This is a genomic window from Streptomyces sp. TOM-9, from assembly GCF_056858595.1.
In genome coordinates, this window is sequence record NZ_JBXEQB010000001.1 from 627680 (window position 1) to 648304 (window position 20625).

19 protein-coding genes and 1 tRNA gene are annotated in these 20625 nt (G+C 74.4%); 13 read left to right on the top strand and 7 right to left on the bottom strand.

Annotated elements, in window-relative coordinates; all coding sequences use genetic code 11:
* The first annotated feature begins 1 nt into the window (after position 1).
* The 6 genes from AC1VWI_RS02880 to nrfD all read left to right on the top strand — a co-directional run bounded on the left by AC1VWI_RS02880 (position 2) and on the right by nrfD (position 8192).
* On the top strand, positions 2-673 hold the full coding sequence (locus AC1VWI_RS02880; protein ID WP_499509301.1) for an SDR family NAD(P)-dependent oxidoreductase: 672 nt from the start codon (positions 2-4) through the stop codon (positions 671-673).
* A gap of 159 nt (positions 674-832) precedes the next feature.
* Positions 833-1573, top strand: coding sequence for an SDR family NAD(P)-dependent oxidoreductase (locus tag AC1VWI_RS02885; protein WP_499509302.1), 741 nt, complete (start codon positions 833-835; stop codon positions 1571-1573).
* Between the two features lie 29 nt (positions 1574-1602).
* Entirely contained in the window at positions 1603-2772 is a 1170-nt protein-coding gene (locus tag AC1VWI_RS02890; RefSeq protein ID WP_499509303.1) for a cysteine desulfurase family protein, read from the top strand.
* 94 nt (positions 2773-2866) lie between these two features.
* Positions 2867-6160: a formate dehydrogenase gene (gene fdh, locus AC1VWI_RS02895; protein ID WP_499509304.1), complete on the top strand. Its 3294-nt coding sequence runs from the start codon at positions 2867-2869 to the stop codon at positions 6158-6160.
* Complete coding sequence (locus AC1VWI_RS02900; RefSeq protein ID WP_499509305.1) at positions 6157-7176, top strand: 4Fe-4S dicluster domain-containing protein; 1020 nt, start codon at positions 6157-6159, stop codon at positions 7174-7176. The genes fdh and AC1VWI_RS02900 overlap by 4 nt, the downstream gene beginning before the upstream one ends.
* Positions 7173-8192, top strand: coding sequence for an NrfD/PsrC family molybdoenzyme membrane anchor subunit (nrfD, locus tag AC1VWI_RS02905; RefSeq protein ID WP_499509306.1), 1020 nt, complete (start codon positions 7173-7175; stop codon positions 8190-8192). Before AC1VWI_RS02900 ends, nrfD begins: the two co-directional genes overlap by 4 nt.
* Positions 8193-8577: 385 nt before the next feature.
* On the opposite strand, the gene AC1VWI_RS02910 is transcribed toward nrfD, so the two are convergent.
* The gene (locus AC1VWI_RS02910) at positions 8578-9339 is read right to left on the bottom strand and encodes a MerR family transcriptional regulator (protein WP_499509307.1); all 762 of its coding nucleotides are present in this window, start codon (positions 9337-9339) and stop codon (positions 8578-8580) included.
* Between the two features lie 199 nt (positions 9340-9538).
* Between AC1VWI_RS02910 and selA the strand changes: the two genes are divergently transcribed.
* Positions 9539-10885: an L-seryl-tRNA(Sec) selenium transferase gene (gene selA / locus AC1VWI_RS02915; RefSeq protein ID WP_499509308.1), complete on the top strand. Its 1347-nt coding sequence runs from the start codon at positions 9539-9541 to the stop codon at positions 10883-10885.
* A 1-nt stretch (position 10886) separates the two neighbouring features.
* Positions 10887-12683, top strand: coding sequence for a selenocysteine-specific translation elongation factor (gene selB, locus AC1VWI_RS02920; RefSeq protein ID WP_499509309.1), 1797 nt, complete (start codon positions 10887-10889; stop codon positions 12681-12683).
* Between the two features lie 25 nt (positions 12684-12708).
* Here selB and AC1VWI_RS02925 read toward each other — a convergent pair.
* Positions 12709-12801: transfer RNA gene (locus tag AC1VWI_RS02925), tRNA-Sec, on the bottom strand.
* Between the two features lie 78 nt (positions 12802-12879).
* Here AC1VWI_RS02925 and selD point away from each other — a divergent pair.
* The 4 genes from selD (at position 12880) to AC1VWI_RS02945 (ending at position 15610) form a co-directional block, all read left to right on the top strand.
* Positions 12880-13908: a selenide, water dikinase SelD gene (gene selD / locus AC1VWI_RS02930; RefSeq protein ID WP_499509310.1), complete on the top strand. Its 1029-nt coding sequence runs from the start codon at positions 12880-12882 to the stop codon at positions 13906-13908.
* Positions 13909-13996: 88 nt separating this feature from the next.
* Complete coding sequence (locus AC1VWI_RS02935; RefSeq protein ID WP_499509311.1) at positions 13997-14950, top strand: threonine/serine dehydratase; 954 nt, start codon at positions 13997-13999, stop codon at positions 14948-14950.
* Positions 14951-15014: 64 nt separating this feature from the next.
* Positions 15015-15248 carry a hypothetical protein gene (locus tag AC1VWI_RS02940; protein ID WP_499509312.1) on the top strand — a complete coding sequence of 78 codons (234 nt, stop codon included), beginning with the start codon at positions 15015-15017 and terminating at the stop codon, positions 15246-15248.
* A gap of 35 nt (positions 15249-15283) precedes the next feature.
* Complete coding sequence (locus AC1VWI_RS02945; protein ID WP_499509313.1) at positions 15284-15610, top strand: YcxB family protein; 327 nt, start codon at positions 15284-15286, stop codon at positions 15608-15610.
* Here AC1VWI_RS02945 and AC1VWI_RS02950 read toward each other — a convergent pair.
* From AC1VWI_RS02950 to AC1VWI_RS02970, 5 genes are all read right to left on the bottom strand, one after another.
* Positions 15564-16223, bottom strand: a complete 660-nt coding sequence (locus AC1VWI_RS02950) for a TetR/AcrR family transcriptional regulator (protein ID WP_499509314.1) — start codon at positions 16221-16223, stop codon at positions 15564-15566. The two genes, AC1VWI_RS02945 and AC1VWI_RS02950, sit on opposite strands and share 47 nt — an antisense overlap.
* A 25-nt stretch (positions 16224-16248) precedes the next feature.
* Positions 16249-17352: a DNA alkylation repair protein gene (locus AC1VWI_RS02955; protein ID WP_499509315.1), complete on the bottom strand. Its 1104-nt coding sequence runs from the start codon at positions 17350-17352 to the stop codon at positions 16249-16251.
* 21 nt (positions 17353-17373) lie between these two features.
* Positions 17374-17868, bottom strand: coding sequence for a winged helix-turn-helix transcriptional regulator (locus AC1VWI_RS02960; protein WP_499516703.1), 495 nt, complete (start codon positions 17866-17868; stop codon positions 17374-17376).
* Between the two features lie 99 nt (positions 17869-17967).
* Complete coding sequence (locus AC1VWI_RS02965) at positions 17968-18327, bottom strand: nuclear transport factor 2-like protein (protein ID WP_499509316.1); 360 nt, start codon at positions 18325-18327, stop codon at positions 17968-17970.
* A gap of 39 nt (positions 18328-18366) precedes the next feature.
* The gene (locus AC1VWI_RS02970; RefSeq protein WP_499509317.1) at positions 18367-19152 is read right to left on the bottom strand and encodes an SDR family oxidoreductase; all 786 of its coding nucleotides are present in this window, start codon (positions 19150-19152) and stop codon (positions 18367-18369) included.
* Positions 19153-19311: 159 nt separating this feature from the next.
* Here AC1VWI_RS02970 and AC1VWI_RS02975 point away from each other — a divergent pair, with 159 nt between their 5' ends.
* Complete coding sequence (locus tag AC1VWI_RS02975) at positions 19312-20580, top strand: NAD(P)/FAD-dependent oxidoreductase (RefSeq protein ID WP_499509318.1); 1269 nt, start codon at positions 19312-19314, stop codon at positions 20578-20580.
* The last annotated feature ends 45 nt before the right edge of the window (positions 20581-20625 follow it).

Consider the following 20625-nt stretch of genomic DNA (forward strand, 5'->3'; position numbering starts at 1 on the left):
CATGACGACCATGGTCATCGTCGGGGCGGGGCAGGGTCTGGGCGCCGCCGCGGCACGCCAGTTCGGCTGCGACGGCTTCGACGTCGCGCTCGTCTCCCGCGACCAGGACCGCGTGGACTGCCTGGCGGCCGACCTGGACAAGGACGGAGTGACCGCGCGGGGGTTCGCCGCCGACGTCCGCGACCCGGTCGCCCTCGGGGCCGCGCTGGACGCCGCCGCGGCAGCGCTCGGGCCGATCGAGGTGCTGCAGTACAGTCCGGCGCCGCACCGGAACTTCATGAAGCCCCTCCTCGACAGCACGCCCGCCGACTTCGCAGGACCGCTGGAGTTCTCCCTGTACGGCGTGGTCACCGCCGTCCACGCGGTGCTGCCCGACATGCGTTTCCTGGGCCGGGGCACGATCCTCTTCGTCAACGGCGGCAGTGCGGTACGGCCGCTGCCGGCCCGCGCGGGGACCTCCGTGGCGTACGCGGCCGAGACCGCCTACGCGCGGATGCTGCACGACACGCTGGCCGCCGAGGCCATCCACGTCGCGCAGATGATCATCCCCGGGGTCATCGCGCCCGGGCACCCGAGGAACGATCCGGCCGCTCTGGCGCGCACCCTGTGGGCGATCCACCGGGAACGGACCGGGTTCCGGCACTTCGCGGGCGTCCTGGAGGGAGAGGGCTGAACGACGGCGCGGTGACCACCGGGCCGCGGCGGCGGCCGCCCCGAACGGCCGCCCGGGCGGCGAGCCGACCTCGGGGGTGACGGTACGTGAGGTAGACAACCAGCGCGGACACGGAGCGTATGTGTCCGCCACTCATTTCACCGCCCCGAGGAGCCAGCCGTGACCCAGGAGTTCTCCGGATCCACCGCCCTCGTCACGGGCGCCACCGCGGGGATCGGGCGGGGGGTCGCGCTGCGGCTGGCGGCACTGGGAGCCGAGGTCGTCGTTCACGGGCGGGACGCGGAGCGCGGTGCGGAGGTCGTCGCGGAGGTGGCGGACGCGGGCGGGCGCGCCCGGTTCGTCGCCGCCGACCTGTCCGACCCCGGCGACGTGCTGCGCCTCGCCGAGGCGGCGGGCGCGGTGGACGTGCTGGTCAACAACGCGGGCATCTACCGGTTCGCGGGCGCCGCCGACACCACGGCCGGGATGTTCGACCTCCACATGGCCGTCAACACCCGCGCGCCCCTGCTGCTGGTCGGGGCCCTCGCGCCCGGCATGGCCGCGCGGGGCCGGGGTGCCGTCGTCAACCTGAGCACCCTGGCGGCGAGCGTCCCCGCCCGTGGGGCCGCCGCCTACGGGGCCTCCAAGGCGGCGCTGGAGCTCATGACCCGCGTGTGGGCCGACGAGTTCGGCGCCCGCGGAGTACGGGTGAACGCCGTGGCCTCCGGTCCTGTCCGCACCCCCGGAACCGTCGGGATGGGCGAGGACGCGCTGGCGGCCGTCGCGCGGAACACCGTCCTGGGCCGGGTCGCCGAGGTCGACGAGATCGTCGAGGCGATCGTCTTCCTCGCCTCGGACCGCGCGGGATACGTCACCGGCGCCGTCCTGGACGCGTACGGCGGTCAGCCGGCGATCGGCTGACCGCACCCCCTCCGGAAGGACCCTCGCCCATGAAGGTGCCGCCGCATCCCGGCCTCGGCGGGGACCGCGTCTACCTGGACCACAACGCCACCACGCCCGTCGACCCGAGGGTGGTGGAGGCCATGGGGCCCTGCCTCACCACCGGGTTCGGCAACCCCTCCAGCGGGCACGCCTGGGCCGCGGAGCCGGCCGCGGCGCTGGCGCGGGCGCGCCGCCAGGTCGCGGCGCTCATCGGAGCGACCGCGGAGGGGATCGTGTTCACCGGTTCGGGGTCCGAGGCGGACAACCTCGCCCTGCGCGGCGCGGTGCTCGCCGCGGGTACCGACCGTCCGCATGTGATCACCCAGGTCACCGAGCACCCGGCGGTGCTGGAGACCTGCCGCGCACTGCGGCGGCTGCACGGGGTGCGGGTGACGTACCTGCCGGTGGACGGGGAGGGCCGGGTCGACCCGGCCGCGCTGGCCGCGGCCCTCACCGGGCGCACCGTGCTGGTCTCCGTCATGGCCGCCAACAACGAGACCGGCACCCTGCAGCCCGTCGCGGAACTCGCCCGGCTCGCCCGCGCCCGGGGCGCGCTGTTCCACTGCGACGCCGCCCAGGCCGCCGGGAAGGTCCCGCTGGACGTGCGCGGGATGGGGGTGGACTTGCTGACGGTGGTGGGGCACAAGATGTACGCGCCGAAGGGGGTCGCCGCCCTGTACGTGCGCCCGGGGATCCGCCTGGAGCCCCTGGTGTACGGGGGCGGGCAGGAGGGCGGGCTGCGGGCCGGCACCGAGAACGTCGCCCTCGCGGTGGCGCTGGGGGCCGCCGCCGACCTGGCGGCCGCCGAACTCGCCGACGGCGGGGCCGCGCGTGCCGAGGCGTTGCGCGACCGCCTGCACCAGGGCCTGACGCGGGCGCTGCCCGGCCGGGTCCACCTCAACGGGTCCGTCCGCCACCGCCTGCCCACCACGCTGAACATCAGCATCGACGGCGTCCCGGCCCACGAACTGCTCGCCTCGGTGCCCCGGCTCGCGGCCTCCACCGGCTCGGCCTGCCACAGCGGCAGTCGTACGGCGTCCCCGGTGCTGCGCGCGATGGGCCTGGACGAGGCCCGCGCCCAGGCCGCCGTACGCCTGTCGGTGGGGCGCTGGACCACCGCGGACGACGTCGACCGTGCTTCCGGGCTGCTCGCCGCGGCCGCCGGCGCCCTCGCCTGATCCGCGAGCCGCCACGGACTTGCGGGCGGCCCCCCGAGCGGTAGCGTCGAAAAGGCGGATGAAGGGCACGGCCCCCGCACGAAGGAGCACGCGGATGGGCGTGAAACGGTGGATCGAGGCATGGCCGGTGTACCGGCAGCTCACCGGGACGGACCCGCTGGGCCGGGGGAAGGCCGCGCAGTCGGCCCGCTCGGCCACGCTCGGGGCCCGCACGGAGAGCGCCGACCGGGTGGCCGGCTCGGTGTGTCCCTACTGCGCCGTGGGCTGCGCGCAGCGGGTGTACGTCAAGGACGAGAAGGTCGTCCAGATCGAGGGCGACCCCGACAGCCCGATCTCCCGCGGCCGGCTGTGCCCGAAGGGCTCGGCCAGCAAGCAGCTGGTCACCGGGCCCCAGCGGGAGCAGCGGGTGCTCTACCGCCCGCCGTACGGCACCGCCTGGCAGGAGCTGGACCTGGACACGGCCATGGACATGGTGGCCGACCGGGTGCTCGACGCACGGCGCAAGGGCTGGCAGGACACGGACGCGGACGGCAGGACGCTGCGCCGCACCACGGGCCTGGCCAGTCTCGGCGGGGCGACGCTGGACAACGAGGAGAACTACCTCATCAAGAAGTTGTTCACCGCCCTGGGCGCCCTGCAGATCGAGAATCAGGCCCGCATTTGACACTCCGCCACGGTTCCCGGTCTGGGAGCCTCGTTCGGACGTGGCGGCGCCACCGACTACCAGCAGGACCTGGTCAACTCCGACTGCATCGTCATCATGGGATCCAACATGGCCGAGGCCCATCCGGTCGGGTTCCAGTGGGTCGTCGAGGCCAAGGCGCGCGGCGCCAGGGTCATCCACATCGACCCGCGGTTCACGCGGACGAGCGCGCACGCGGACCAGCACGTCACCATCCGGGCCGGCACCGACATCGCGTTCCTCGGCGGCGTGATCAACCACGTCCTCACGCACGACCTCGACTTCCGGGAGTACGTGGAGGCGTACACCAACGCGCCCTTCCTGCTGGGCGAGCGCTACCAGGACACCGAGGACCTGGACGGGCTGTTCAGCGGGTACGACCCGCACACCGCCGCGTACGACGCGTCGAGCTGGACGTACGCGAGCGTCCCGGCGGAGGCCAGGCCGGGTCACCATGCGAAGGAGACCTGCGAGCCCTACCAGCACGGCGCCAAGGGCCCGTTCGTCGAGCACGCCACCGGCCGGATCGCATCCGACCCCACGCTGGAGCACCCGCGCTGCGTGTTCCAGGTGCTCAAGCGGCACTTCTCCCGCTACACCCCCGAGATGGTGGAGCGGATCTGCGGCGTGCCCCAGGAGCTGTTCCTCCAGGTGTGCCGGGCCTGGACGGAGAACTCCGGCCGGGACCGCACCACCGCGCTGGTGTACAGCGTCGGGTGGACCCAGCACTCGGTGGGCGCCCAGTACATCCGGGCCGGGTCGATCGTCCAGCTGCTGCTGGGCAACATCGGCCGCCCGGGCGGCGGGATCTTCGCGCTGCGCGGACACGCCAGCATCCAGGGCTCCACCGACGTGCCCACGCTGTTCAACCTGCTGCCGGGCTACCTGCCGATGCCGAACGTCGCCCACGAGGGCCTGGCCACGTACCTCGACGGCATCCGAGGCCGTGGGCAGAAGGGCTTCTGGGGCAACGCCGACGCCTACACGGTCTCGCTGCTCAAGGAGTACTGGGGCGACGCCGCGACCGCGGAGAACGACTACTGCTTCGACTACCTGCCCCGGATCAACGGTGACCACGGCACCTACCGCACCGTGATGGACATGGTCGACGGCGGGAAGGTCTTCGGCTACTTCCTGCTCGGGCAGAACCCCGCGGTCGGCTCGGCCCACGGCCGGCTGCAGCGCCTGGGCATGGCGAACCTCGACTGGCTGGTCGTCCGCGACCTCACCATGATCGAGAGCGCCACGTTCTGGAAGGACGCGCCCGAGATCGAGACCGGGGAGATCGCCACCGAGCGGTGCCGCACCGAGGTGTTCTTCTTCCCCGCCGCCTCGCACGTGGAGAAGGCCGGCACCTTCACGCAGACGCAGCGGATGCTCCAGTGGCGCGACCAGGCCGTCGAACCCTCCGGGGACCAGCGCTCGGAGCTGTGGTTCTTCCACCGACTGGGCGTGCTGCTGAAGGAGAAGCTGGCCGGCTCGACCGACGAGCGCGACCGCCCCCTGCTGGACCTGGCCTGGGACTACGAGACGGAGGGCGACGAGCCGTCCCCGGCGGACGTGCTGCGCCACATCAACGGCATCGACCTGCGCACCGGCCGCACGGTCGACGGCTACCTCGACCTGAAGGCCGACGGCACCACCGCCTGCGGCTGCTGGATCTACAGCGGCGTCTACGCGAACGAGACCAACCAGTCCCGGCGCCGGACCTCCCGCTTCGAGACGGGCCCGTACGACGCCGAATGGGGCTGGACCTGGCCGCTCAACCGCAGGGTGCTGTACAACCGCGCCTCCGCCGACCCGCAGGGCCGGCCCTGGAGCGAGCGGAAGAAGCTGGTCTGGTGGGACGCGGAGGCGGGTGAGTGGACCGGCCACGACACCCCGGACTTCGAGCGGAACAAGCCGCCGGACTACCGGGCACCGGAGGGCGCGTCGGGTGTCGAGGCGCTCGACGGCGACGACCCGTTCATCATGATGCGCGACGGGAAGGGCTGGTTGTTCGCCCCGGCCGGGCTCGCGGACGGCCCGCTGCCCACGCACTACGAGCCGCACGAGTCGCCGATGCGCAACCTGCTCTACGGCCAGCAGGGCAACCCGGTGCGCAAGGTCTACGGTCGCCCCGACAACCCGTCCAACCCGGCTCCGCCCGAGGCGCACTCCGAGGTGTTCCCGTACGTGTTCACCGCGGCACGGCTGACCGAGCACCACACGGCGGGCGCGATGAGCCGGCAGCTGCCCTACCTGGCGGAGCTCCAGCCGGAGTTGTTCGTGGAGGTCTCGCCGGAGCTGGCGGCCGAGCGCGGGCTGCGCCACCTGGACTGGGCCCATGTGGTCACCAGCAGGACCGCGGTCGACGCGCGCGTGATGGTGACCGACCGGATGGCGCCGCTGCGCGTCGACGGACGGGTCGTCCACCAGGTCTGGATGCCCTACCACTGGGGCCAGACCGGGCTCACCAAGGGCGACGTGGTCAACGACCTGATCGGCGTGGTGGCCGACCCGAACGTGTTCATCCAGGAGAGCAAGGTGCTGACCTGCGACGTCCGGCCCGGGCGGCGCCCGCGGGGGCCCGAACTGCTCGCGTACGTCGAGGACTACCGCCGCCGCGCCGGGATCACGCCGGAGACCGGCACCCGCATAGCGACGGCCGGCGGCCGCGCCGAGCGGGCGCACCTCGAACCGGACCCGCCGGAGGAGCCGTCATGACACACGACAACAGCTTCCACGGGCCGCTCGCGGACCCCGCCGAGGACGCCGGCCACCGCGACCACCCGCCGCGCATGGGTTTCTTCACCGACACCTCCGTGTGCATCGGCTGCAAGGCGTGCGAGGTGGCCTGCAAGGAGTGGAACGCCATCCCCGAGGACGGCATCGACCTGCTGGGCATGTCGTTCGACAACACCGGCATGCTCGGCGCGAGTTCGTGGCGGCACGTCGCCTTCATCGAGCAGCAGCGCCCGCTCGGCCGCCAGGACGCGGGGCTGGCGGGGCTGCCCGTGGGCCCGTCCTCAACGGAGGCGACGGAGGAGGTGGTGGCCGACGCCCTGGAAGTCGCGAAGCGCGGTGGCGGCGACCTGGGCACGGCCCCGGTGGACCTGGGCTTCCCCTCCTTCGACCTGCCGGGCGCCGGGACGGGCGCGGAGGCCCGTACCGAGTTCCGCTGGCTGATGTCCTCGGACGTGTGCAAGCACTGCACGCACGCCGGCTGCCTGGACGTGTGCCCCACCGGTGCGCTGTTCCGCACCGAGTTCGGCACGGTCGTCGTCCAGCCCGACATCTGCAACGGCTGCGGCTACTGCGTGTCCGGCTGCCCGTACGGCGTCATCGACCGGCGGCCCGACGACGGCCGGGCCTGGAAGTGCACCATGTGCTACGACCGGCTCCGCGACGGCATGGAACCGGCGTGCGCCAAGGCCTGCCCCACCGACTCCATCCAGTACGGCCCCCTTGACGAGCTGCGCGAACGCGCCGACCGGCGCCTGGAGACGCTGCACGAAGCGGGGGTGCCCGAGGCCCAGCTGTACGGACGCGACCCCGGCGACGGGGTCGGCGGGGACGGCGCGTTCTTCCTGCTGCTCGACGACCCGGAGGTGTACGGGTTCCCGCCGGACCCGGTCGTGCCGACCCGCGACCTGGCCTCGATGTGGAAGCACGCGGGCGTGGCGGCGTCGGCGCTGCTCGCGGCCTCGGCCGCGGTGTTCCTCGGCGGGCGGCGGCGGTGAGCGGCGACCGGGCCGTGCGGCGCGGCCGGGGCGGCCGCGACGACGACGGGAGCCGCGAACGCCCCGTGGTTCCGCGGGCCACGTTCCGCTCGTACTACGGGCGTCCGGTGCTCAAGCCGCCGGTGTGGGAGTGGAAGATCCCCGCGTACCTGTTCACCGGCGGGCTGTCGGCCGGCGCCGCGCTGCTCGCGGCGGGCGCGGACCTGACGCGGCGTCCCGGGCTGGCCCGGGCGGGCCGGGTCGGCGGCTTCGGTGCCCTGCTCGCGAGCATGTACCTGCTCGTCGCGGACCTCGGGCGGCCGGAGCGCTTCCACCACATGCTGCGGGTCGCCAAGCCGAGTTCGCCCATGTCGGTGGGCACCTGGATCCTCGTCGCGTACGGGCCGGGCAGCGCCCTGGCGGCCGCGGCCGAGGTGCTGCCCGCGGGCGTGCGCGCCACGCTGCCCGGGAAGCTGCTCCGCGCGGCCGCCCGCCCGGCCGGACTGTCGGCGGCCCTGCTCGCGCCGGGCGTCGCCTCGTACACGGCCGTGCTCCTGTCGCAGACGGCCGTACCGGCGTGGCACGACGCCCGTCGCGAGCTGCCGTTCGTCTTCACCGGCTCGGCGGCGGCGAGCGGCGCGGGCCTGGGCATGCTCCTGGCCCCCGTGGCCGAGGCGGGCCCCGCGCGGCGGCTCGGCGTGGTCGGCGCGGCGGCCGAGGTCGTCGCCTCCCGCCTGATCGACCGGCGCCCGGGCCTGGTGACGGAGGCCTACACCACGGGCCGGCCGCACCGCCTGCGCAAGGCGTCCGAGTACCTCACCCTGGGCGGTGCGCTCACCGCACTGACCCTCGCCCGGCGCAGCCGCGTCTGCGCCGCCGTGGGCGGACTGGCCCTGATGGCGGGCAGCGTGCTGCAGCGCTTCGGCACCTTCGAGGCGGGCGTCACCTCGACGAAGGACCCCGCCTACGTGGTGAAGCCCCAGCGCGAACGCCTCCAGGCACGCGCCGAGGGCGACGACGGTCCCGCCGGGACGTGAGGCGGGCCGCCCTCACCCTGGCGGTGCGATGACCGTGCCGACCTCGCCCGGCGCAGCCGCACTGCGGCTCGACGTGGTCGGTACGGCGGCCGAGATCGCTGCCTCCCGGCCATCGACCCGCGAGCGGGCCCGTGACGGAGACGGACTGCGGACGGCATCCGCGTGCGTCACACTGGGCGGCGCGCTCACCGCACTGGCCCGTGCCCCGGTGCCGCCACCACCGCGGCCCCGGCACCGGTGCGTGTGCGGACGGCGCTGTGCCCGGTGGTGCAGCGCCATGAACGGACGACGCCTCCTCGGGCCGTTCCCGCGCCCGGCCTGCGAGCCGGCGCGGTTCAGCCCGGCCGCCGGGCGTGGCACGCCTCCCCTACCGGGGCCCGGGTGCTCAGCCCAGCCGGGAGTCGGCGTAGGCCAGGTTGACGTCGCGCTGGTAGGCCGCGAGGCCAGGCGCGATCGCCTCGTACGCGGTGCGCCACTGCTCGTTGTCGACGCAGGCGCGCCCGATCGCCCGGTACTCGTCGGCGGTGACGGGGCGCATTGCGGTGAGCGCGCGGTACTGGGCGTCGGCCTCGGCCTGGGCGGGTGCCCCGTCGGCCGGGACGCCCGCGGCCATCAGTTCGGCCAGCCGGATCATCTGCGCGGTGCGCTCGCGGTGCCCGGCGTCGATCTCGGCCTCGCTCATGCCGGCGGTCCTGCGGGCGACCGCTTCGGCGTGCTCGGGGAAGTCGCGCAGGCTCTCGCCGTACTGGTCCGGCCGCACGCCTTCGAAGAGGTTGTCGGGGCGGTTGATGGCGTCCATGGGTGTGCCGTCCTTCCTGGACTTCTCCAGTCCGGCGATCGTGCGGGAGACGGTGCGGGCGAGTGCGTCGAGCCGGTCCCGTTCGGCGAGCAGCCGCCGGTGGTGTCCGCGCAACGCGTCCACCTCGTCGACCTGACGGGCGAGGACCCGGCCGATCTCGGGCAGGCCGAGCCCCAGCGTCCGCAGGACGAGGATCTGCTGCAGCCGCAGGAGCTGCGCCTGCCCGTAGTAGCGGTGACCGCCGGCGCCGGTCCTGGCCGGCGGCAGCAGACCCGTCTCGTCGTAGTGCCGCAGGGTCCGGGCGGTCACGCCGGACATCCGGGCGACCTCCGCGATCGGCCACTCCATCACCGCTCCCTCACGACCGCTTCCTCGGGCCGGTCCCTCCGGCCCTCGTCAGGACGGTAGAAGTTGCCGCTGCGGCAACCGCAAGCCCCGGACCACAGCATCCCGCGGCACCGGGCTGCGCGCCGGTGTGGCGGGAGCGCTCGGCGGCCACCGCCGCCGTACCCTTGGCCGCAGCCAGGCCAGAGCGAAGGTGCTGCTGATGGACCGCGACCGGACCTCCACCGCTCCCTCCCCGCCCGCCGACGCGCGCCGCCGGGTGCCACGCACGGACACGCTGCTCGCCGACCCCCGGCTCGCCGCGGCCGCGGAGCGGCTCGGGCGGACCGTGGTCAAGGAGGTGGTGGCCGGGGTGCAGGAGCGGGCGCGGTCAGGGGAGGTCCCCGTCGACGAACTCGCCGAGCGGGCCGTCGCGGCGCTCCCGGCGACCGCCGCCGGGCTGCGTCCGGTGCTCAACGCCACCGGCGTGCTGCTGCACACGAACCTCGGTCGTGCCCCGCTGTCGGAGGCGGCCCGCGACGCGGTGCTGGCCGCCTCCGGGACGACGGACGTGGAGCTGGACCTCGCCACCGGCGCGCGCTCCCGCAGGGGGCGTTCGGCACTGGAGGCGCTGCTGCGGCAGGTACCCGCCGCCGAGGCGGCCCATGTGGTCAACAACGGCGCCGCGGCGCTGGTGCTGGCGGCCACGGCGCTCGCACAGGGCCGGGAGATCGTCGTCAGCCGCGGTGAGCTGGTGGAGATCGGGGACGGCTTCCGGCTGCCCGACCTGCTGGTCTCCACGGGCGCCCGGCTGCGCGAGGTGGGGACGACCAATCGGTCCGCGCCGGAGGACTACGCCGCGGCCGTGGGACCGGACACCGGGTTCGTCCTGAAGGTGCACCCCTCCAACTTCCGCATCACCGGCTTCACCCGGGACGTGCCCGTCGCGGAACTGGCGCGGCTCGGCGTGCCCGTGGTGGCCGACATCGGTTCCGGGCTGCTGGTGCCCGATCCGGTGCTGCCGGACGAACCCGACGCGACGAGCTGGCTGCGCGCGGGGGCCTGTCTGGTCACCGCCAGCGGCGACAAGTTGCTGGGCGGACCGCAGTGCGGCCTCGTGCTGGGCCGCGCCGACCTGGTGCGCAGGCTCGCCCGTCACCCGCTGGCCCGTGCGCTGCGCGTGGACAAGCTGACCCTGGCGGCCCTGGAGGCGACCGTCCGCGGCCCCGCCACCCCGACCCGGACGGCGCTGCACGCCGACCCCGCGCGGCTGCGGGACCGCGCCGGACGCCTCGCCGCCGGGCTGCGCGCCGACGGGTTCGACAGCCACGCGTGCGAGACGCAGGCGGTCGTCGGCGGTGGCGGTGCGCCCGGCGTCACCCTGCCCAGCGCCGCCGTGTCGCTGCCCGCCGCGTACGCGGTCCTGCTGCGACGGGCCGATCCCGCCGTGGTGGCCCGCGTGGAGGAGGGCCGGTGCCTGCTCGATCTGCGGGCGGTGCCGGAGGAGGCGGACGAGGAGCTGGCGGTGGCCGTGCGCCGGGCCGGCATCCTGCCGGGGACGGGGGGCTGACGTGCACGTCGTCGCCACCGCGGGCCACGTCGACCACGGCAAGTCCGCGCTGCTGCGGGCCCTGACCGGGATGGAGCCCGACCGCTGGGCGGAGGAGCGCCGGCGCGGCATGACGCTGGACCTCGGGTTCGTGTGGACGCGGATCCCCGGCGCGGGGGACGTGGCCTTCGTGGACGTGCCCGGCCACGAGCGCCTGGTGGGCAACATGCTGGCCGGTGTCGGCCCGGTTCCCGCGGTGCTCTTCGTGGTCGCCGCCGACCAGGGCTGGCAGCCGCAGTCCGAGGAGCACCTCGCCGTCCTGGACGCCCTCGGCGTGCGGCACGGTGTCCTGGCCGTCTCCCGCTGCGACCTCGCCGATCCCGACGCGGCACGCAAGGAGGCCGTGGCCCGCATCGCGGAGTCCTCGCTCGGCGACGTGGAGTGCGTGGCCGTCAGCCCCGTCACCGGCGCGGGCCTCGACGCACTGCGGGCGACCCTGGTCCGGCTGGCGCGCGGGCTGCCCGCCCCCGATCCGGCGGCGGACGTACGGCTGTGGGTCGACCGCGCGTTCACCGTGCGGGGCCGCGGCACGGTCGTCACCGGCACGCTCGCGGCGGGCACCGTCCGGGTCGGCGACCACCTCCATCTCGCCCGTGACGGAAGGCCGTTGCGCGTGCGGGGCCTGGAGTCCCTGAAGGAGCCGCGGCAGGAGGTGGGCGCCGTCGCCCGGGTGGCGGTGAACGTCACCGGGCCCGCGGCGGGCGACCTGCGGCGCGGGGACGCGCTCCTCACCCCGGACCGCTGGCTGACCACCGACCTCGTCGACGTGCGGCTGCGCGGTGACCCCTCCGGCGACCTGCCCCGCGAGCTCATGCTGCACGCCGGCTCGGCCGCCGTGCCGGTGACGGTCCGTCCGCTCGGTAAGGACAGTGCGCGCCTGCGGCTGGCGACGGCGCTGCCCCTACGGGTCGCCGACACGGCACTGTTGCGTGACCCGGGGCGGCACCGCATCCCCGCGGGGCTCACCGTCCTCGACGTCCGTCCGCCCCGCCTGACCCGCCGCGGCGCGGCGGCGGCGCGGGCCGCCGAACTCCGGTCCTTCGCCGGGGTCGCGGACGGGCCGGCGGAACTGCGCCGCCGTGGCCTGGTCCGGCGCGCGGAACTGCTCGCCATGGGGGTCCCGGCACCGGGCGACCCGGTGGCGGGCGACTGGCTGGCGGACCCGGAGCACTGGGCGGCGCTGCATGAGCGGCTGCGGGAGACGGTCGAGGAGCATGCCGTAGGTCACCCGTTGGAGCCGGGCATGCCCTTGGAGGCAGCCCGCCAGGCGCTCGGCCTGCCGGACCGTTCCCTGGTGGAGGCACTCGCCTCGGCCGTAGCGGGCCTGCGGCACGGCGACGGCAGGCTGTACGGGAGCCACGCGCGCCCGACGCTGCCACCCGCGGCCCAGGCCGCCGTCGAGGCGGTGCGCGCCGATCTGGCACGTACGCCGTTCCGCGCGCCGGAGGCCGAACGGCTGGAGCGGCTCGGGCTGACCCCGAAACTCCTGGCGGCGGCCGAATCGGCGGGCGCGCTGCTGAGGATCGGCGAGGGCATCGTGCTGCTGCCGGGCGCGGACGCGCGGGCGGCGGCCGTACTGGCCGGGCTGGAGCAGCCGTTCACCGCGAGCGAGGCGCGCCGGGCCCTGGACACCACCCGCCGCGTCGTCATCCCCCTGCTGGAGCACCTGGACCGGCAGGGCTGCACCATCCGGCTGGACGGTGCGCTGCGGCGCTGCGCGGGGTCCCCCGACGCGGAGGAGGGGAGCGATGCGCGGTGAGACACGGAGACGGCGGACCGGCCGGCGGAGACGGACGGGAATCGAACCCGCCTGCCCGAGTTGCTCGGACACCTCGGTTTTGAAGACCGGGAGGGCCACCAGGCACCCTGACGTCTCCCTGCCGGGCCGGACGCCCATCGAACCTCCGGCCCCCACCCAAGTCAACGCGCCACACGGCGGAAGGACCACCACAGCCATGACGGAAACCGGCGTCCGGCAGGACAGCGTGCGGCTGACGCAGTACGCCCACGGCGGCGGCTGCGCCTGCAAGATCCCCCCGGGGGAACTGGAGCAGATGGTGGCGGGGCTGACCCCCGGGGGCATGGCGGGCGCCCTCGGGGACGACCTGCTCGTCGGCTTGGACACCGGCGACGACGCCGCCGTCGTCCGGTTGCCCGGCGGATCCGGCGGGCGGGCGGTGGTGACCACCGCCGACTTCTTCACCCCGGTGGTCGACGATCCGTACGACTGGGGGCGGATCGCCGCCGCCAACGCCCTTTCCGACGTCTACGCCATGGGCGGCACCCCGCTGGTGGCCGTCAACCTCCTGTGCTGGCCGCGGGACGTCCTGCCGCTGGAGCTGGCCCGGGAGGTGCTGCGCGGGGGGCTGGACGTCGCGGCCGAGGCGGGCTGCGCCGTGGGCGGCGGCCACAGCGTCGACGACCCGGAACCGAAGTACGGCATGGCCGTCACCGGCACCGCCGACCCGGACCACCTGCTGCGCAACGACGCCGGCCGGCCCGGTGTGCCGCTGTCGCTGACCAAGCCCCTGGGACTGGGCGTCCTCAACAACCGCCACAAGACGACCGGCGAGGTCTTCCCGCAGGCCGTGCGGACCATGACCACGCTCAACCGCGACGCCGCCGAGCAGGCACTGGCGGCGGGCGCGGTGTGCGCGACCGACGTGACCGGCTTCGGGCTCCTGGGCCACCTGTACAAGCTCGCCCGCGCCTCCGGGGTGAGCGCCGTGATCCACGCCTCGGCGGTCCCGTACCTCGACGGCGCCCGGGAAGCCGCGACGGACGGCTACGTCAGCGGCGGCACGCGCCGCAACCTGGACTGGGTCGCCCCGCACACCGACTTCGGCGGCGCCGACGAGGTGACCCGGTTGCTGCTGGCGGACGCCCAGACCTCCGGCGGCCTGCTGGTGGCCGGGGAGGTGCCCGGTGCCCCGGTCATCGGGGAGCTGGTGCCGGCCGGTGAGCACCCGCTCGTCCTCCGCTGATCGTCCGGCCGGCGGCCCGATCTTCCGGAACAGTGGTTGTTACACTGTTTCTCCGGACGACGACTCCATCACCCGCCCGGAGAGAACCGTGACCATCACCCACGCCGACGTACGGGCCGCAGCCGCCCGCATCTCCGGGCACATCCGCCCCGTCACGCTCGCCCCGGTGGACCAGGGGGCGTTCGGCGCCGCCGTACAGGGCGTGCTGGCACTGGAGTTCATGCAGCACACGGGGTCGTTCAAGGCGCGCGGTGCGTTCAACTTCGTCCGCAGCCACGTCGAGCGGGACGCCATGCCCGAGGCCGGCGTGGTCATCGCCTCCGGGGGCAACGCAGGCCTGGCGTGTGCCTGGGCCGCGGCCCGGCACGGCGTCCCCGCCACGGTCTTCGTCCCCGAGACGGCGCCCGCGGTCAAGGTCGGGAAGCTGCGCGACCTTGGCGCGGAGGTGCGCCAAGTCGGCAGCGAGTACGCCGAGGCCCTGGAGGCCTCGCAGAAGTACGCCGCCGAGAGCGGCGCGCTGGAGTCCCACGCCTACGACCATCCGCTCATTGCGGCCGGGGCGGCGACCTTGATGGAGGAGATCGTCGCGGCGCTCCCCGGCCTGGACACGGTGGTCGTCGCGGTCGGGGGCGGCGGACTGTTCGCCGGGGTCGCGGCCTCCGCGCTGGAGCACGGGGTGCGGGTGGTGGCGGTGGAGCCCGAGGGGTCGTGCGCGCTGCACGCGGCCGTCGCGGCCGGCGAGGTGGTGGACGTACCCGTCCACTCCGTCGCGGCGGACTCCCTGGGCGCGCGCCGGGCCTCCCGCACGGCCCTGGAGTGGGCGCTGAAGGACGGCGTGCGCTCCGTCCTCGTCCCCGACGAGGCGATCGTCGCGGCCCGCCGTACGCTGTGGGACCACCGCCGCCTCGCCGTCGAGCACGGCGCCGCGACCGCCCTCGCCGCCCTCACGTGCGGCGCCCACCGGCCCGCCCCCGGCGAGCGCGTCGCCGTCATCGTCTGCGGGGCCAACACCGATCCGTCGGACCTGACGCGCGCCGCCTGACGTCCTGTCCGACAGGGGGTCACGGCACTGGCGCCCTCCGCCCCCCGGGCGGTGGAATGCCGCGGTGACGAACGACATGCACACGACGGACTCCGGCGAGGCCGGGCAAGCCGACGACGGCGTACGAGCCGTCGAGTTCACCTGGCTGCCGGGCAAGGACGACATCGCCGAGCTGCTCGGCGCGCAGAGGTGCCGCCTCGAGCTCTGGCGTGGCCCGCTCTTCTTCGCCGCGGCCATGGTCGCGGTGATCGCCGGACTGCGGGTGTTCCCTCCGATGCGGCCGACATCGCCGGTCTGACCGCCGCCGGCGGCCTGGGAACGCTGACCTGGCTCGTGGCCGGAGTGTTCGACCTGCGGCTCCAACTGCGGAAGGCGACCGCGTACGCCCGGTCCCAGGGCGAATGCACCATCACCGTGGACGACGACGGCATCCGCACCGCCTCCGCCCTCACCGAGTTCAAGGTGCCCTGGACGTCGCTCACCCACTACGTCGAGACGCCGCGGCTCTTCGGCAGCTTGAGCCTGCTGCCGAAGTGGGGCGTGGGCGGCGGACCGGAGGTGGAAGGGCTGCGCACGATCGTGACCCGGCACCTCGGCCCACGGCCGCGTGCCGTCAGCGGTGCCCGGCCGGTAGGTGCTCGGCGCCGGCGGCGTGGATGAGGGCCCGCAGCGCCTCGTAGTAGACCTCGTGGTCGACCAGGGCGGGGAGGACGACGTTCATCGCACCGGTCAGCGTGGGGAAGTCCTCGGGGTCGAGCGCGGCCAGGGCCGTGCGGGCTGAGGCGACGACCTTCTTCTCGTCGCGCTGGTCGCCGAAGGCGACGGCGCCGAGCGTGAGCAGGTAGAGCCGGCGGTAGACGCGGATGGCCGTCCCGGCGTCCATGCCGGCGGCGACGCTGTGGGCCATCTGCGGCTCGACGAGCCGGCCCAGCATCTGCGGGCCCAGCCAGGAACGGCCGGCGCGCAGCGCCACCAGTCCCGGGTGCCGGGTGAGCAGGCGGTACAGGCCGGTGAAGCGGGTTTCCGTCGCGACGGCCCAGTCGCCCTCCAGGGGCACCAGGGCCAGTGACGCGGCGACGTGGTCGGCGCAGGCGCTCAGCAGCCCGTCGAAGTCGCCGCAGCGCCGGAAGACCGTGGCGTGCGAGACGCCGAGGCGCGTGGCCACGGCGCGGAAACTGAGCCCGGCGGGCCCGTCCTCGTCGATGACGGCGAGCGCCGTCTCCGCGACGGCGTCCAGCGTCGGCTGCTCGGCGGCCGCCTGCTTCCTCTTCACACGCGACAGCGTATCGAGCGGTGTGTCAGACGGTGACGACGTCGAAGGGCACCTTGCCGCGCGGCTCGCCGTTGACCTGCAGTTCGAGGGAGTGCTCCCCGGGGTGGAAGACCCGGGTGCTGATCGGCTTGAACGAGCGGGTGCCGGTGTGTTCGCTCCGCTCCCCCGGCTGGAGGGTGCGGGTCGTCAGCTTGTAGACCTTGGGCGCCGTGGTGCCGTTGGCCTTGCGGTAGTGCACGACGTAGTCGACGACGAGGCGGAGCGGCGTTTCGCCGTGGTTCTCCAGGGTGAAGGCGAAGCGCAGTTCCCCGCCCACCTCGACGACGGGCCGGGCCACGGAGGGCCCTTCGACGGTCAGGCCCGTGGCGGGCTCGAACCCCAGCAGTGCCAGGGCTCCTTGGTCGCCGCGCTTGACGGCGGTGCGCAGCGCGTGGCGGACGAGCCGGGGCGTGTGGGTGTCGGGGGCCACCGACCACCGCCGGGCCGTCTCCACGGCCAGGTCCACCCGGGCGTGGCTGATGTCGTTGACGTGGTTGGCGACGGACCTGCGGACGTACTCCGAGGGGTCCTTGTAGAGAGCGCCCAGGATCGGCAGGGTCGCCTCGGGCCGGGCGAGGATCGCCGGTACGCGCACCGCCCACGGCAGGCGGGGGCGGGTTCCCTCGCTGGCCAGGCGGCGTACGTGCTCGTCGGGGTGTTCGGTCCACCGGGTGACGACGGCGAGCGCCCGGTCGAGGTCGGCGTTGAGCAGGCGGCGGATGGCGAACTCGGCGGTCAGGCGCGGGGTCAGGTCCGCCAGCAGGTGGAGTCCGTCCTCGAAGGCCGTGCCCTCGGGGGTGCCGGAGACGAGGGCGGCGACCGCCTCGGTGACCGGCCAGATCATCCAGCCGGTGAAGCGCGGGTCGGGCAGCGCGGCCCGTACGACGGCCTCCAGGGCCGCGGGATCGGTCGGGCCGGAGGCGAGCATCGCGTCCCGGACGAGGTCGCTGCGTTCACGCAGTGCCAGGCCGTCGAGCGCCGGAAGGGCCTCGCGCACCGCGGCGGCCATCGGTGCCTGGCCGGCCGACGCCAGGCAGTCGGCGAGCCCGGCGACGGCGGCGGGGCCGAGCAGTTCGTCCGCGGTGGGCACGGGACCTCTTCCTCCGGTGGGTCAGCTACGGTCGCGGCCCGCGTAGCGGGCGCGCATGAGCTCGCTCGCGGCGGGCCCCGCGGCGTAGACGAAGGCCTCGCTGTCGTCGAGCCGCCGGCCCGTGGCGGCGTCGACCACGACCGGCTCGACCTCCTCGCCGGTCTCCGCGTCGACCAGGATCATGCTGCGCTGCTCCGGCGTCAGGCGGGAGTTGCCCCATGCGGCGAGGGCCACGACGACCGGGCGCAGTGAGCGGCCCAGGTCGGTGAGGAGGTATTCGTAGCGGGTCGGGTGGGTCTGGTACGGCCGCCGTTCCAGCAGCCCGTCCTCGACGAGGGTCTTCAGGCGGGTGGTGAGCATGCTCGACGAGATGCCGAGGTTCTCCTGGAACTGGTCGAAGCGGGTGTACCCGTCGAAGGCGTCGTGCAGGATGAGCAGCGTCCACCACTCGCCGACGTGCCCGACGGTCGTCGACAGCGGGCACTCACGGTCCTCCAGCCGGATGCGGCTCACCATGTCGACCACCTCCGTGCGGTTGGTGCCAGGGTCGGCGTACGCCGTGGCTTTCATGTTAGCAGCAACCCTGGCACCACCCGTCGGGCAACGTTCCGGGGGTCAGGCGCCGATCTCCAGGCGTTCGACGAGGCCGTCGCGCAGGGCGAACCGGTAGCGCAGGTCGACGGTGCCGCCGGGGAAGTTCCCCTCGAGGTGCTGGACGGCGACGTAGTGGTGGGCGTCGGCGCGCTCGGCGCCGGTCAGTTCCGTGGTGTAGGTGTACTCGCTCGCCGCGGTCTCCAGCCATTCCCGGATCGCCGCCGTGCCGTGCCGTGCCGCGCCCTCGTCCGTCACGACCGCGTCGCCGGTGAAGGCCGAGAGGGCGGTGGCGGTGTCGCGGACACGGTGGGCGGCCAGGTAACGGGTGATCACCTCGGGGAGGCCGGTGGTGGGGATGGACTGCGGGCCGGTGGTGTTCATCGTGTCCTCCAGGGGGTCGGGTCAGGGAGTGAGGGCCGGTCAGAGGGTGGGGACGGTGCCGCCGTCGATGACGTGTTCGGCACCGACGATGGCCGACGCGCGGTCGGAGACGAGGAAGGCCACCAGCTCGGCGACCTCCGCGGGTTCGTTGGGCCGGCCGAGGGGGATGCCGCCGAGGGAGTCCATCAGGCGTCCGAGGGCGGCCTCGGCCGAGATGCCCGCCTCGCGGGCGATGCGGTCGACGAGGGCGTCGGCGGCCGCCGTCCGGACGAAGCCCGGCGAGACGGTGTTGACGCGGACGCCGTGCGGGGCGACCTCGTTCGCCAGGCCCTTGCTGTAGGTCGCCAGGGCGGCCTTGGCCGCGGCGTAGGCGAGGGTGCCGTTCCACAACGGCATGCGGCTCTGGATCGAGGTGACATGGACGACGGCGCCCCCACCGGACTCGATCATGCCGGGGAGCAGGCCGCGGTCGAGGCGGACGGCCGCGAGGAGGTTGGTGTTCAGCTCCTTCGCCCAGTCGTCCTCGTCCAGCGCCGCGAAGCCCCCGGCGGGCGCCTCGGAGTGGCCGAGGTTGTTGACGAGGACGTCCACCCCGCCCACCCGGTCGATCACTTCGCGAACGACGGCGGCGGCCCCCTCGGCGGCGGTCAGGTCCGCCGCGACGAAGGTCTTCGGGTCGGCGTCCACCGGCTCGTGGCGGGCCGTCACCAGGACGGTCGCACCGGCCTGGGCCAGCCGGCGGGCGATGGCCGCGCCGACGCCTTTGGTGCCTCCGGTGACCAGGGCACGGCGGCCGGCGAGGGATTCGTTCAGGGCGACGCTCACACTGCACTCCGGGTGACTGCTAGAACAGAAGTTATGACTTCGATTTTAGCAGCTACTCGGGACGCCGCCACCCCTCCGCCCTCGACAACCCCACGGCAGGCAGTCCATTGGTATAATGGTCTGACATTAACGTGTTACCCGGAACCGGGAGGGGCCACAGTGGGCAGCGGAACGCTGATCGTGGGCGCGAGTCAGGCCGGTCTCCAATTGGCCGTCTCGCTGCGGCAGTTGGGCGACACCTCAGCCATCACCCTGGTGGGCGAGGAGGAGCACGCCCCCTACCAGCGACCCCCGTTGTCGAAGGAGTTCCTCGCCGGGGAGGTGGGGCCGGAGTCGCTCGCCTTCCGCGCGCCCTCCTTCTACGCCGACGCGGGCATCGACCTCGTGAGCGGCGAGCGCGTCACGGAGGTGTCGCTGGCCACCGGGGACCGTCCGGGATCGGGCACCGCGGTCACCGCGAACGGGCGCACGCTGCGCTTCGCCCGGCTGGCCCTCACCGTGGGGTCGAGCCCGCGCCGGCTGACGGTGCCGGGTTCCGGGCTCGGCGGGATCTGCCACCTGCGCGACCGTGACGACGCGACGGCCCTGCGGTCACGGCTCGGCGCGGCGTCGCGGGTCGTCATCGTCGGCGGGGGCTTCATCGGCCTGGAGGCCGCGGCGGTGGCCCGGGCGCTCGGCAGGGACGTCACCGTCGTCGAGGCGGCCCCGCGGCTCATCCCCCGCGCCGTTGCCCCGGTCGTCTCGGAGTTCTACCGGCAGGCCCATCTGCGCCGCGGCACGCACGTCCTGCTCTCCCACGCGGTGTCCGCGTTCGAGGGGGCCGACGGCAAGGTCGCGGCGGTGCTCCTGGCCGACGGCACCCGCGTGCCGGCCGACCTCGTCCTCGTCGGCGTCGGCGTCGTCCCCCGTACCGAACTCGCCGAGCAGCTGGGCCTGGAGTGCGACAACGGCATCCTGGTCGACGCCCACGCCCGCACCAGCGAACCACTGGTGGCCGCCGCCGGGGACTGCACCGTCCAGCCCCACCCGACGACCGGCGAGGGCAGGGTCCGCCTGGAGTCCGTGCAGAACGCGGTCGCGCAGGCGACCGTGGCCGCCGCCACGCTGCTCGGCAGGCCCCGGGAGACCAGGAGCGTCCCGTGGTTCTGGTCCCACCAAAGCGACCTCAAACTGCAGATCGCCGGGCTCTCCACCGGCTACGACACGTACGTGGTGCGGGGCGAGCCCGGAAGCGAGCGCTTCTCGGTCCTCTACTACCGGCGCGGCCGGCTGCTGGCGGCCGACGCGGTCAACAGCCCGGCCGACTACATGGCGGTGCGCAAGGCGCTCGCGCGGGACGCGACCATCCCCCCGTCCCGGGCCGACGACACCGGGACACCGCTCAAGTCGCTGATCACGGCGCCTCCCGAGGTGCTGAAGTCCGCCTGACGCGTCGCCCGGCCGCCACCCCGGCCGCCGGGAACGCCGTCGCCG